The organism is Trebonia kvetii (assembly GCF_007827045.1).
In the GTDB taxonomy this organism is placed as follows: domain Bacteria; phylum Actinomycetota; class Actinomycetes; order Streptosporangiales; family Streptosporangiaceae; genus Trebonia; species Trebonia kvetii.
In genome coordinates this window covers 52,967-64,748 of sequence record NZ_RPFW01000013.1, presented here as the reverse complement: position 1 = coordinate 64,748, position 11,782 = coordinate 52,967, and the positions used below count along the sequence as shown (strand labels likewise).

The 11,782-nt window shown below is 67.2% G+C and carries 10 protein-coding genes and 2 pseudogenes; 5 read left to right on the top strand and 7 right to left on the bottom strand.

Translation table 11 applies throughout. The annotated features are described in order from the left end of the window. Window positions 1-561: 561 nt before the first annotated feature. From EAS64_RS41900 to EAS64_RS41885, 4 genes and pseudogenes are all read right to left on the bottom strand, one after another. The gene (locus EAS64_RS41900; RefSeq protein WP_145862287.1) at window positions 562-975 is read right to left on the bottom strand and encodes a hypothetical protein; all 414 of its coding nucleotides are present in this window, start codon (window positions 973-975) and stop codon (window positions 562-564) included. 535 nt (window positions 976-1,510) lie between these two features. Then, window positions 1,511-1,621 (bottom strand): annotated as a pseudogene (locus EAS64_RS47805) (SEC-C metal-binding domain-containing protein); the annotation flags it as partial. A gap of 191 nt (window positions 1,622-1,812) precedes the next feature. Beyond that, window positions 1,813-1,944, bottom strand: a pseudogene (locus EAS64_RS47800) (SPASM domain-containing protein); the annotation flags it as partial. A gap of 486 nt (window positions 1,945-2,430) precedes the next feature. Continuing rightward, window positions 2,431-2,643 (bottom strand): PLDc N-terminal domain-containing protein, encoded by a 213-nt coding sequence (locus EAS64_RS41885; RefSeq protein WP_222850022.1) that lies wholly within the window; start codon window positions 2,641-2,643, stop codon window positions 2,431-2,433. A gap of 503 nt (window positions 2,644-3,146) precedes the next feature. On the opposite strand from EAS64_RS41885, the gene EAS64_RS41880 reads away from it, so the two are divergent. Continuing rightward, on the top strand, window positions 3,147-3,779 hold the full coding sequence (locus tag EAS64_RS41880) for a hypothetical protein (RefSeq protein WP_145862284.1): 633 nt from the start codon (window positions 3,147-3,149) through the stop codon (window positions 3,777-3,779). 201 nt (window positions 3,780-3,980) lie between these two features. Then, window positions 3,981-4,256, top strand: a complete 276-nt coding sequence (locus EAS64_RS41875) for an ion channel (RefSeq protein ID WP_187366556.1) — start codon at window positions 3,981-3,983, stop codon at window positions 4,254-4,256. An 820-nt stretch (window positions 4,257-5,076) separates the two neighbouring features. Here the strand turns inward: EAS64_RS41875 and EAS64_RS41870 are convergent. Both EAS64_RS41870 and EAS64_RS41865 read right to left on the bottom strand, forming a co-directional pair. Beyond that, the gene (locus EAS64_RS41870) at window positions 5,077-6,306 is read right to left on the bottom strand and encodes a GGDEF domain-containing protein (RefSeq protein WP_246116140.1); all 1,230 of its coding nucleotides are present in this window, start codon (window positions 6,304-6,306) and stop codon (window positions 5,077-5,079) included. 351 nt (window positions 6,307-6,657) lie between these two features. Continuing rightward, window positions 6,658-7,248: a single-stranded DNA-binding protein gene (locus tag EAS64_RS41865; RefSeq protein WP_145862282.1), complete on the bottom strand. Its 591-nt coding sequence runs from the start codon at window positions 7,246-7,248 to the stop codon at window positions 6,658-6,660. Window positions 7,249-7,518: 270 nt separating this feature from the next. Between EAS64_RS41865 and EAS64_RS41860 the strand changes: the two genes are divergently transcribed. Further along, the gene (locus EAS64_RS41860) at window positions 7,519-8,073 is read left to right on the top strand and encodes a P-loop NTPase family protein (RefSeq protein ID WP_222850021.1); all 555 of its coding nucleotides are present in this window, start codon (window positions 7,519-7,521) and stop codon (window positions 8,071-8,073) included. A 97-nt stretch (window positions 8,074-8,170) separates the two neighbouring features. Beyond that, the gene (locus tag EAS64_RS41855) at window positions 8,171-9,184 is read left to right on the top strand and encodes a hypothetical protein (RefSeq protein WP_222850020.1); all 1,014 of its coding nucleotides are present in this window, start codon (window positions 8,171-8,173) and stop codon (window positions 9,182-9,184) included. A 20-nt stretch (window positions 9,185-9,204) separates the two neighbouring features. On the opposite strand, the gene EAS64_RS41850 is transcribed toward EAS64_RS41855, so the two are convergent. After that, window positions 9,205-10,164: a S1C family serine protease gene (locus EAS64_RS41850; protein ID WP_145862280.1), complete on the bottom strand. Its 960-nt coding sequence runs from the start codon at window positions 10,162-10,164 to the stop codon at window positions 9,205-9,207. Between the two features lie 323 nt (window positions 10,165-10,487). On the opposite strand from EAS64_RS41850, the gene EAS64_RS41845 reads away from it, so the two are divergent. Next, window positions 10,488-11,405: a serine hydrolase domain-containing protein gene (locus tag EAS64_RS41845; RefSeq protein ID WP_222850019.1), complete on the top strand. Its 918-nt coding sequence runs from the start codon at window positions 10,488-10,490 to the stop codon at window positions 11,403-11,405. The last annotated feature ends 377 nt before the right edge of the window (window positions 11,406-11,782 follow it).

The window sequence follows — 11,782 nt, the reverse complement described above, 5'->3', positions numbered from 1 at the left end:
TCGGCAACTCTCTGATCGTCCTTGTGAAGGCCGTACGAAGAGTGCTGTGCATTCGAGCGGTCAGCGCCCCTGGGTTCCGCCCGGCGCGTTTCCACTGGTCAAAGGCTGTGTGTGGTCAAGGGCGGTGTCGAAACGCCGACCGTCTGCTTTTCAGGCGCATCCGGTCCGTCTCTGGTCATCGCCGAATGTGGCCTGGTATGCCGTTTAGCTGCGATAATCGTCGCTGGTGATAGGCCCAGTGTGGCCCGTTTCCTGCCTACGTTGGCTCCCGACTCCAAACGACCCAGCTTGGATATGGTAAGAAAGTTGTAACCGACCGGTTAGCATTGCCGCGCTGCTTACATGTGCACTAAGCTGCGGCTTAAATGTGCACTGATACCGCGTCCGCCGCGAGGCAAGGAACCAACAGCCGCCGGACACGGCGATTGCAAGCTGGTGATCCTGCTAGCAGCTGATGATCCTGGTAGCAGGAGGTATCTACGAATCAAAGGTCATAACGGTGCCGTACAGCCCGTGAGGAAGGCGGCTTCGAATGAAAGACCTTCGACTGCCGCGGCACCGTCAGCTCTTGAGCGCTTCCTGCAGCTCGCTGCTGATTTCGTCGGTCGTGGCGTCCACAGAGCGCTTCACGACTTTGGCGGCACCGGTAATCGCCCGGTCGAGTCCCTTTTCGATGGTCGGCTCGCCGGCCACGATGAGCCCTGCCTGGTTAGCAGTGAGTACGCCAGCCGCCTCTTTGAGCTCCTTGCGAGGCAGCGTCCCGCCCCCGAACATCTCAGGGATGGCACGCATGCGCGAGCGGTCCATCCGCTTGACGATGTGGGGTTTGCCGTCCTGCTGATCGATCACGGCAGCGTCGTACTTGCCGATCATCTCGTCCTTGTGCAGCTGCTCGACGGCAACCATGTCTGCCAGTGCGGCATCGACAGTGTCATACGCCGCGGCGTAAAGAAGCATCTGGTTGTTGTCGGCCATGGAATCTCCCCGGTCGGGTTGTCCGATGAACGAGCGCGTCCATCACCACGTAAGGCCTACCCACAGGCACGTTAGGCTTACCCCCAGGCAGGGCGGGCATGCATCACCCGCCGCGCCGTTTCACCTAGGTGAAATCCGCTAGGGCGATGCAGCCAGGAGCTCGAACCACGCCCGGCACGTGCCCGTCAGAAGGGTCACGCACGGTCATTCAGGGCAACCGGCAGTGTGCAGGCGCAGGTCCTTCGGTCGCGGCCACCACCTTCGCAAGCAGGGTCCTGACTGCTGACAACCCACAGCCAGCTACCGGCGTAGGGCGACGAGCCTGGAACATCGGCCCAGCCGAAAGCCACTGATAATGAGGATCCCTGTAAGCGGGCACGAGAGCTCCCCATCCCTCAGGGGATTGGCTCTGATGCTAGACCAGGGGCTGGGCGAGCTGCTGGAACCAGGACTAGCCGACGGCCACCCCGCAGGGATGGTCTTGATGCTTGCGGCGGCCGGCGCATACCGGGCGAGCGGCACGGGATAGAGCGCATTAGCACAGGACATCCCTGGACATCTGCGATCTCAGACGGCGGTGGCCGGGACAGGGGGGTGCGCCGCGGCAGCGTTTCCATTGGCGGCCGCTGCCGCAGGGGCAAGGGGCAGAGGTCGTGGCGGCCGCGCCGGGAGTCCTGTGCCGCGTAGGCCGCCATCAGGTCGGCGGGTGCCCGGCCGGCGCGCAGCAGGCGGCCATGGCGTCCATCGGCTGGGCGACGTGACGGAAGAACTGCTTGTAGCCGGGGCACAGGTAGTGCTGGCCGGGCTCCCCGTAGGGGGAGACAGCGAACCGGTCTTGGGGCAGCCGCCGTTGCAGGCGAACCGGACGTCGCAGTTCCGGCAGTACCGGGTCAGGGTGTCGCGCTTGTCGCGGCCGAACTGCCGCTGCCGGGGCAAGACGATCAGCTCCAGCATGTGCTTGTCCTTGATGTTGCCCGGCAGGTAGCCCGGCTCGACCTAATGGTCGCAGGAGTACAGGTCACCGGTGTGCTCCAGACCGCCCTGGCTGCCGCAGGTCTCGGCGTGCACGCACATCCCGCCGCCCGCGCCATACCGGTTGGCCAGTGCCGTACGAACATCTGCACGTACACGGCACCAATGTCGCGTCGCACCCATTCCTGGAACACGTCGATCAGGAACCGGCCGTACTGGATGAACGTCGCGCCCAACTCCGGCCCGCGGATCGGGTGCGGTGCCTGGGCCCGGCATAGTGGCCGTCGTGGTCTGGGAGGCCTGGCGTACGGTTGTGCGCCGATGCCGCTGTCGTCTCGGCCGATCTGCGGGCGGGCTGCCGGCCTCCCTGTCGTGCGGCACGGGGCGGCTGGGGCGGTGGGGCGCGGGACCGGTTATACGCCCAACGCCGCGGTCAACTGGCTGGCTGGACGTGACCGCGGCAGGCTGGTCCTGGTGCGGGACCTACCAGACCGATCGCTGGTGCATCGAGCCGCCGCGGGCGATCAGGTAGACCAGCACGCCGATGAGCGGGATGAACAGCACGAACAGGAACCACAGGGCCTTGGCCAAGCCGGACAGGTCAGGGCTGCGGAAGATGTCGATGAACACCGTGATCAGGACCCAGAACCAGATCACCCACAGGAAGACCTCGACAATCGTCCAGAAAATGTTCAAGAGCGGATAAGAAGATGATGCAGCCGCGAGTACCATCCGTGCTCCTTTCACCAGGGGAGTTGCCGTTAGTCGTAGGAATGAAGACATCCAGGTCCAGGTCGTAGCTGTCCCTGCTACCGGGGTTGCCGGGATCGGCCCCGGTAGTAGGGACCGTGCCCACTGCCGCTCGCTGACACACGGTCCCCACGGATACCAGCCGCTGGCCGTGGCGGTCCGGCGCCACCACCCTTGCTGACCATCCACCCCGCCGAGCTCCGGGCCACGAGCGCTCCCCGGACACTCAAAGACCTGGCACTGCTTCTCGTGCGCTCCTGCTTGGCCAGCGTGAGGCGCCGATGGCGAAAGGGACATCACCCGGGAAGGATGATCTCTGCTCGCGGCCGGCGGGAATCATCATGGAGTGTCCGCAGGGCCCGGGCAGCGCCTGGCTGGCCTGACGCAAACGCAGGCATGCGGGGGCAGCGCCCGGGTTGGCCGCCGGCCAGCGTCAGGAGCGTATGACGATGACGGCTGAACCGCCGCAGAGCCCGGTAACCGCCGCAGTCCGCAGCCTCGAGGTGCGGTGGATCTTCCCAGGCCAACTGCAGGCCGGGGTGGCTCGATGGTTCGGGCGGTTCCCCGCCAGAATGGAATCACGCGAGGACACCTACCTGGTGGATCCGTCGTTGCCCGGGCTGTCGGTGAAGATCCGCAGGGGCAGGGCATTGGAGGTGAAGGCCTACCTAGGGAGCCCGGGAGTCCTTCAGGTGGCGGGCCGCGCCCGCGGGCTCATGGAAGGCTGGCAGAAGTGGTCCTTTCCCTTCGGCCTTCCCAGCCAAGACGGAGGCGACCAGGCCGGCTGGAGGAAGGTACGCAAAAGGCGGCGCATCATCCGGTTCTCATCGGCCAGCCGGCAGATCGTGGCGGCCGCCGCGAGGCTGGGCCAGAAGCCGGAGTGCGAGGTGGAACTCACTGAGGTCCGCACGTGCGGCCAGGACTGGTGGACGCTGGGGTTCGAGGCGACCGGCCCCGCCGATCTGCTGCGCAGCGAAATCGAGGCCGCCGCCACGCTGGTGTTCGCCCAGGCCCTGCCCGGTCGCACGGAACCCGGCCTGGATGAATCCCGGTCTTATGCGGGATGGCTAGGCCAGCGGTAGGCGCCGGCCCCCGTTCTGATCGTCAGGCCGCGCCAGCCCAAGGCGAAACGCTACTGGCGGCATGACCGCAGCCGGACATAACAAGGCTGTCGGGCCGGCGCTTGGAGTGCTTGGCCCAGTCATGAACCGTCGAGCTGGCGGGGCCGGCAATCCCCCCTGCGCTGCGCGCTGGCCGCCGGTGCTGTCTGTGTTCGCGCTGGTGTGACAGGGTACGGAGAAGGCTGCGGCCAAGGCGGAGCAACGGGCTGGCTGACGCACACCGACGGGCTGTACTTCACCGTCACCGTGCTGTCGACGGTCGGGTTCGGCGACATCACGGCCAAGATCCAGGCGGCGCGGCTCGTGGTCACCGGGCAGATGATTGCCGATCTCGTCATCTTCGCGCTCGCGGTCAAGGTCATCGTGGGCGCGGTCAGCCGTGGCCGGCAGCAGGGAGACGCCAGCAGCGGACAGCCTGCGCGGGAAACCCGCCGCTAGCCGCGACAAGGCCGCAGGCGCTCCGTGGTCGCGGTGCGCGCGACCCCTCAGCTACGTCGGTCCGGTACGTCTCTACGTCACTCAAAGTCAGGGCTGACCACGGCGCTGTACTCGCTAGCGACCGCGCAGGTTCACGATGTGCCACGTCTTGCCATCGCCTTCGACCCGCGCCAATCGGCACATGCGCCGCCGGCCACCTGCCAGCATACGTGTGAGTCGCCTGTAGTAGAGAAGTGCCTGGCATGCCTGGTTGTTCCACGCCTGGCGCCAAAGGCTGCCGTCACGTCGCCTAGGTGCCTCAACGCTAGGTACCTCACTGCTAAGGTGCTCTACCGCTTAGGTGCCTAAGTACCTGGTACACGGGTGCACCACCAGCCGAGCCCGCGATCTCCCGGCTTTCACCGCTTGCATTCTATAGCGCATTTCATGGATGTCACCAACTGCTGGCAGCCAAGCTTCGAGAGCGGCTTGTGTCACCGCGGCCGCAGGAATGGACGGTGCCTGTGTTCTGCCGCCACTGTTAAATCGAATTCATACAAGGCACCGTGCCTTGATTACGGGAGCCTCTAATTATGAGACGGAACCTTTTCCCTGCTTAGAGTTCATTACTTCCGTCGAAATAGAAGTTTCGCGATTTATCTCTGGCCGCGTCCGCCGCAACACGCATGAAACCAGAGGAATCACCAGTAGAAATCCTGTGCGTAACGACGCAGATGTAGTACCATTACTTGATAGTACTAGGACGTGACGGAATCAGGGCACTTCGGAGCAGGTGTCTCCTTGGCTTGCAAGATCTTCCTCGACCTAACGCCGCTCAGCTTCAGCTATGGTGAGCTGGCTCGTTTTCGGGAGTACGGCTGGTCATGTCGGCCGGGTCGAAGAGGCATATTCTGTCGCGGCCCTGGCTCTTGGCACGATATAGAGCCAGGTCGGCAGCGTCCAGCAGTTCATTGAGGTCGCGACCGTGATCGCCGAGGATGGAGACGCCCACGGATATTGTGACGCCGACCATCTTTTCGTGGGAGAACACGCGAACTACTCCGACGCCACAGCGAATTCGGTCTGCGACGCGGCAGGCCTCTTCTGCCGTGGTTCCGACGAGAAGGATCGCGAATTCCTCACCGCCGAACCTACCGACGAAATCGGACTCGCGGACCTGCTGGCGCATCTCGGCCGCCAGCGAACGGAGCATGGCGTCGCCGGTGAGATGGCCGTGCGTGTCGTTGACGTTCTTGAAATGGTCGACGTCGGCCAGGAGTATGGCGAGTGGCTCGCCGCGGCGCAGTGCGCGCCCGATCGCCCGGTCGGCCTCGCCCTGCCATGCGCCGGCGTTCAGTACCCCGGTCTTGGCATCGGTGCGCGCCTGCACCTTGAGTTGCGAGTGCAGCAGGCTGCGCTGCAGGAGCAGGACCGGCGGCAGTGTCACCAGGAGCAGCACCGCGCTGAGCGCACTGGCGACGGTGACCAGGATGCCCAAGCAGGTCTCGGTCAGGTCGAGGAGCATCCGCTCGCGGTCCCAGAGCATGTCGGCGAGCCTGGCGTCTGACTCGACCAGCCACGCGGCGATTGCGACCAGGCAAGCGTTGATCACGGCGAAGGCGACGGCGCAACCGACCGCCACTACCGCCGGGTGCGGGCGCAGCAGCCAGGCGTTCGGGCCAGGGTAGCTCAACCACAGCGCGACCTGCCCTGGTGGGGTGACCGGGGTCAGCGCGTGGAACAGCACGGATGCACAGGCGCCCGCCAGTCCGAGCGCCGCAGTGCTGAACGCTCGCCGGTACACCGAGCCATGGCGCACCCGAACGTAGATAAACAGGCCGAGCAGAGCCGGCGCAACCAGCGCGTACAGCGGCGGCAGCAGCAGTGCGACCGGCAGCCACCAGGCGGAGAGCAGGTCCCGCCACACGCCGATCGGCTGGCCTAGACGGCGCGTCGCCTCCGCGCAGATCGCACCGCAAGCCATCAGCGCGCCGAACAGCGCCAGGTCACCACTGGTCAGCGGGGTGCGTGAAGCCTCCCAGCCCATGAATCCCAGGTACCCGGCCAGCATGCCGGTGACATAACCGATAAGCGGAAGCGGTTCGTCGAACAGCGGGATCTTCCATGGGCGCCAAGAGGAGCCACCGCACACCTCCTGGCGTTCTCTAGCCGCATCCTGGACTGCTGACATGCCCGTCGCCCGTTGCCTTCCTTGACTTCCCCCGACGTCCGGCTGGCCTAGCCATCTGCAAGTCACTGTAGGTAACATGGTAAATGCAAACTGTTTCTGGCGCACGTTATTCTCAGGTTGCTTCTCGAGCATCAGATGCCGCGGCGTCAAATTATCACCACTATGAGTAACTGATATCGGCACCGCGGCATCCGACGAAGGCATTTCGGCAGGTCAATGGCTGGCCGTCGGTTAGAACGGCACCGCCTCGGGCTCGGCCAGCCCCGCGAGCGAGTCCGGCAGACCCGCCTCGGACGCCGCCAGGCCGGCCTCGAGGTCACCGAGAGCGCCGTCGCCGCCGGGCGTGTCGAACGCATCAGCAGCCTCAGATGCCTCAAACGCCTCGGCCGTATCGGACGTTTCCTGCCGGGCCAGCTCGCCGCCGTCGCCGCCGCCGTTGTCGCGTGACTGCTGACGGACGCCCCGCAGGAAATGAGACCAGCCGTAGGCCAGGTCATGCCCGAGCGAATCCGCTTCGATCTCAAGCGACGTCCTGGTCTGCTGCTGGCTGTCGATCCAGGTGTTCGTATAGAACCGGCCCCTGATGATTACCGTGTCGCCCTTGTGCAGCGAACTCGCCGCGTTAATGGCGAGCCGTCGCCAGCACTTGACGGTGTAGTACGACGCGGGCGCTTCCTGCCACTCCCCCGTCTCGCGGTTCAGTCGCCGCGGGGTGGAGCCCACCCTGATCTCGGTGACGGGGATCGCCTCGGCCGTCCTCTGGAAGAGCCTCGGTTCCTGCGTCAGGTAGCCCCGCAGCGTGATCTGGTTGTCCTGGCTCATTGCGGCCAGCCCCTTCCTCTTGCGTTCAGTCGCTCTCTCGCGCGCCCGGCGGCCCCTGCCCGCCGGGCGCACTTCCACGTTGCCTGGCGGGTGCGGCGCGGCGCCCCGGGTATCCACCGGCTGTGGATATCGCGCCCGATTTGTCCACCGGCTGTGGACAACGGTTTGCGATCTCGCTGTTCAGGCGGCACAATGCCCTCTTGCCCAGACCGCCGCGCCTGGGGGAAACCGCTGGTGCACCGGCGTTACGCCGTGTTAGGGTCCGCCTTCGTGCGCCGCGTCTCCGTGGTCGGAAACTCCGGTTCCGGCAAGTCCACCCTGGCCAGGAGGCTGGCCGCCACCCTCGGCGTGCCGTATCTCGAATTGGACAGCGTGTTCCACCAGCCGGGCTGGGAACCGCTGCCGTCCGATGAGTTCAAGCGGGTCGTCGCGGCACGGGCGGACGAGGACGGCTGGGTCATCGACGGCAACTACGGCGCCGTGCGGCCGGTCGTCTGGGCCCGCGCGGACACCGTCGTCTGGCTCGACCTGCCAAGGCGCACCATCATGCGGCAGGTCACCTGGCGGACTGTGCGCCGGGCGCTGACGCGGGAGGAGCTGTGGAACGGCAATCGCGAGCCGGTGGCCAACTTCTTCCGCTGGGACCCGGAGGAGTCGGTCATCTCCTGGGCGTGGCACAAGCACGGTGAGTATCGCGACCGGTACGCCGCGGCCGCCAAGGACCCGGCCAACGCGCACCTGGCCTTCATCCGGCTCCGCAGCCGTCGGGACATCGACCGCTTCCTCGCCGACCCGCTCCGCCTGGCGGCTGACCCACGTGGCTAACCGGATGGTTGTGGCTACGAGCCGCCACGCACTACCCTCCCGGCCGGGCCGCCGGACAAGCGGGGAACCAGAGCGGAAACGCCGCCGTCCAATCAGCATGACATGGTTTCCGCGTCCCCCGGCCCGGCACGACCGCACTCACGCGAGACGGCACGCCCGCGTGCTTGCCCTGACCACCATGCTGACGCTGGCGGGCGCGGGCTGCGCCGCGGTGCACGCCGCCGGCCCGACGAAGGTGGCGGCGGCCCATGTCACGGCTCCCGGGTCGTCCCGCCCGGCCACCACGGACCTGTCGCCCAAGCAGCGCGCCGAGGCGGACGCCGCCGGCATACTAGCCGCCTTCGCGGTACCCCCGGGTGCCGCGCGGCTGACGCAAGCCCCGTCAGCAGGCGGCGGCGCCCTGAAGAAGCCACCGCAGGCCCCAGGCGACTCCGACCTGATCGACAAGGCAGCGTGGTATCGGGCACCAGGCACGCCGCAGGCGGTGCTCGCCTGGGAGTCGCACCATGCACCCAAGTCCTTCGCGCGGACGGGCAGCGGCTCCGGGTCTGCCGCCGGGGGCGTGAGCTTCCGCTTCGACATGTACGCGCTGCCCGCGATCACCCGCCTGCTCGACTCCCGCGGCATGCTCGTCGAGGTGATCCCGGCAGGCGCGAACACGACAGACGTCCGGGTGGACGCGCAGGTGACCTGGGTACCGGCGCGGGCCGCCGCCTCCATGATCTCGTCCGGCGACGTGCACGCGGCCACGCTCACCCTGGCTCCTCTGGCTAACGGGCACAGCAAGCCGCCCAAATCGGTGAGCGTCACGGCCAAGGCCAAGGTCGCCGCGCTGGTAAAACTCGTCAACACCATGCAGTCCGCCTCGCCCGCCATCTACGCGGGCTGCCAGCCAAACGGCTACGGCGCGCTCACCTTGACCTTCGCCGCCCAGCCTGGCGCGCACGCGCTCGCTGCCGCCGCCATCTCGCTGGACGCCTGCGAGTACACAACCCTGACCATCGGCGGTCACCACTACAATCTCGGCGGTCCCGGCCCCGACTATGGCCACGGGGTGGCCGTCAAGGCGACGCGTGCCGCCGGCCTGACCTGGAAGATCCCGGGCTACTGACCAGGCCCAACCGCGTGGGGCTAGGCGGCGACCAGCTCCGCGGGCTCGGCGATGACGTCGACCAGGGCGCCGTTGCGCATCACGGTGATCGGCAGCGGGTGACCGATCGCCTCTTCGAACATGAGGCGCTGCAGGTCCTGCGCGGTCGCCACCTCATGCCCGCCGGCGGTGAGCAGCAGGTCGCCGGTGCGCAGGCCCGCCCGGTCGGCCGGGCCGCCGGACACCACCGACGCGACCCGCAGGCCGGTCGAGCGGCCGCCGAGCTTCGGCCGCCACACCGGCGCCACCGGGGCGGGCACCACGACCACGCCCAGGTAGGCACGCCGCACCCGACCGTCGCGCATCAGCGCTGAGACGATCCGCCGGGTCGTGGCGTTCACCGGGACGGCGAGTCCCAGTCCGGCCCCGGCCACCGCCGTGTTGATGCCGACCACCCGGGCGCGCGCGTCGGCCAGCGCGCCGCCGGAGTTGCCGGGGTTGAGTGCCGCGTCCGTCTGGATGACATCCTCGATCAGGCCGTGATCGCCGACAGGCAGCGACCTGCCGAGGGCGCTCACCACGCCCGCGGTGACCGACCCGGCCAGCCCGAGCGGGTTGCCGACCGCGACCACAAGCTGCCCCACCCGCAGCTCGTCCGCCTCGCCGAGCTCGGCGGGCTCGGGCGCCGGCCCCGTCGCCCGCAGCACCGCGAGATCGGACAGCGGATCGGCCCCCACCACCTGGAACGAGGTCGTCGTGCCGTCGGAGAACGCGGCCGTCCCGCCGCTCGCCCGCCCCACCACATGCGCGTTCGTCAGCAGGAACCCGTCCGCCGTGAACACCACGCCAGACCCGAGACTCTCCCCGGACCCGCGCCCGCCAGGCCCGCGCCCGGCACCCCCAGAGTAAGGCACGCGCAGGCTAGCGACCTTGGAGGTAAGCCGCTCCGCCACGGTAACTACGACGCGCGAGTACGCGTCAAGCGGTTCATCTACAGCCATACTTTGATTACATCATTACAAAGCAACAACGCCAACTTCCGTTGTTGCGCTGTGAGCTGAGGACCGGGGGACGGTGGGGTTCTGGCGAACCTGCGCCTCCGCGCCACCACGGATGACGGCAGGGTCATAGGCGGCGAAGGAGTCGTTGCGCGGCCGCCAGGCAGCTCGCGAGGCTAAAGATCACGACGACGCTAGGGGATAGCGGACCCGCGTCCCGCCGTTAGGCGGATACACCCAACTGCCCGCCGGTCTATCCGGGCGGGGCCATAGTGACGCGGCACAGACAGCCGCGAATGTCGGACCCCGCTATTAGGCTCCCCGCCGTGCGAGAACTCATTGACGCCCTGGTCCGGTCCGCCGAACGAGAGGGCATGGAACTCTACGGAGTGCACATCTACCGCCGCGGTGCCGAGCCGGTCGAACGCAGGCTCCGCTCGGACGACCGAGTCGACGTGCGGTCGGTCTCGAAGACCTTTACGTCCGTAGCGCTTGGCATCGCCGAAGCCGAAGGCCGCCTCGCCCTGGACGACCCCGCCCTCAAGTACTACCCCGAGCTAGCCGGCTCTGCCGCGCCCCGCCTGGACCAGGTCACGCTCCGGCACTTGCTCATGATGACGTCCGGCAGCCCGTACTTCTGGTCCGCCTACGACCCCGTCGTAGTCCCGGACCTAGCCGCTGACTTCTTCGCGACCCCGCTCGCGCACGAGCCCGGCACGTATTTCAGGTACACCGGCATCGGCCCGTACGTAGCGGCCCGCGCCCTGCGCGCCGCGACCGGCGCCAACGTCCGCGACTACCTGCTGCCCCGCCTCTTCACCCCGCTGGCCATCCACAACCCCCAGTGGCACACCTGCCCCCTCGGCCACCCGGTAGCGGAGAGCGCCCTCTACCTGAGGACGTCCGAACTGGCCCGCTTCGGCCGCCTCCTGCTCGACGAGGGCCGCCACGAAGGCCGCCAGCTGGTCCCCGCCGAATACTGCGCACGAATCGCGACAGAGACCGTCCCGACCGTGCAGGACCCAACAGACGAAGGCTTCCGCCTCTCGGACAGTTACGGCCTCGGCGTCTGGTGCACCCCCGGGGAAACAACGTACAAAATGGCAGGCCTCTACGGCCAGCTCTGCATAATCTCCCCGGATAAGGAAGCGGTGGTAACCGTAACCGCCCACGTGGAAGGGGGCGGCTCCCAGCGAACCTCTATAACAGCCCTAATAGACGAAGAGATCGTAGCCCGCCTATAAAGGCAAGCGTTCCTCGGATGAAAAGAATGGCGGCTCGCAGCCCATGGAGCGGCAGGACCCCGGAGTGTTCCGTGCCTGACCGGGTTTGAGGCTGTTGTGACTGGCGGGCCTGGAGTGACGAACGAGCACGGCGCTGGGAGATCATGGAGTTCTCTAAGCTCATGATCATGGGAGTGCCGTGCTCGTCGGTCCATCTTTGCAGTTCCAGTCCTCTGTCCTGCTCGCGGCATGTCTGGGCGGTGGGAACCCCCTGGTGGCGACCGATCCGTCTGGTGATCCGGGTTGCTGGCGCGGCTGGGATCGGTGCCCGATCCGCGTGGCCGGCAGGGGACGGCGCTACGGGCTGGCCACGCTGCTGGCCCTCGGGGTGTGCGCGA